The sequence below is a fragment of the Campylobacter concisus genome (genome assembly GCF_902460575.1).
In the GTDB taxonomy this organism is placed as follows: domain Bacteria; phylum Campylobacterota; class Campylobacteria; order Campylobacterales; family Campylobacteraceae; genus Campylobacter_A; species Campylobacter_A concisus_AW.
On the sequence record NZ_CABPUY010000004.1, the window covers coordinates 25,515 to 26,790 of the forward strand.

2 pseudogenes are annotated in these 1,276 nt (G+C 33.0%); both read left to right on the forward strand.

Going from position 1 to position 1,276, the window contains the following annotated elements:
• Window positions 1-649 (forward strand): annotated as a pseudogene (locus F3G76_RS10005) (hypothetical protein); the annotation flags it as partial.
• 78 nt (window positions 650-727) lie between these two features.
• Window positions 728-1,276 (forward strand): annotated as a pseudogene (locus F3G76_RS10010) (thioredoxin reductase); the annotation flags it as partial.

Sequence of the window (1,276 nt, forward strand, 5' to 3'; positions counted from 1 at the left end):
ATATTGCTACTATCCAGTAATGATCTATCAAAACTATATAAGCCTAAATTTAAATAGGCTATTTCTAGGAGCTAATATAAGTAGTGGAGGACTAGACTATAACTCATTTATATACTATGACATAGACCATAAGAAAAATAAACTATCTTTTAACCTAGCCTCTAAGCTAGCACTAAATAACCTTAGTACCTATCTATGCTTAGATGAGCTAAGAGGATCTGGTAATGAGATAGATGCAAGGTATTTTAACTATGCTAGAAGTAGATACACTGAATCTGATGTAGAGATAAGGGAGCTAAATTTGGATGTTAAAGAGGAGAAAGAGGTGTATGAAATTTATAAGCGAAGCTCATTAGCAAACGTAGCATCAGGCAAACCAAAATATCCGATAAACTCATATCAAAAAGCAGTAGAGATAATAAACAAACTTAAAAGAGGCATATTTAACACAGAAGATAGCGATAACTCTCATCGTAACCTTTCAAGAGATCTAGTAGAAGCACTTGATACTATTGGTAACAATAACATAAAGGGTATATATGTGGGGTGTAAAAAGGCAAACACCGATAGTGATCGTACAATACCACCTCGCCTAGTAGGTCGTCTAGCTACTACCATAGTTATGGAAGATGGTCTTTATATAGGATAAGATATGAAGAAGATTATATTTATCATCATAGCTCTTTTAGTAGCAGGATCACTATTAATAATAAACAAAGGAAATTTAATGAGTAAAGAAAATTTAATGGATAACACATATACGGTTATAGCTCCGAACGGAAAAGAAGTTTGGCTTGATAAAAATACAAATTTAATAGTAGCAAAGCCAGATAGTAAAATAGATGCTAAAAACAGGATTGCAAATAAAGAAGCCTCCGAGTTAGTTATTCAAGCCCGTGCAATCCTAGACTCATCTCCATATAAAAACTATAAACCCTTATACTATAACTCTAAACCAAATTCTCTAGGCCAAACAGACTATTTAGCATTTAAACCATGGCTAGACATTAGCTATAAACCAAGCTCAAATAAACTATCACCTTGGACTAAATCAGAAAAAGCTTACTATGAAAGCTTAAAAGATAAGAGAGATAGATATATCTATCTAGTAAAAAGAAGTAACCTAAAATGCACCATGATAGATATACCAGAAGATGCCATAGGAAGAGTAGATAGTAATGGCAAACTAACAAAGCCAGAGTATGCTGAAATTTATGATGAAGTAAATGCTCACAAAGGCACATTAAAATCAGAACTATTTGCAGCTGAGTGGAAT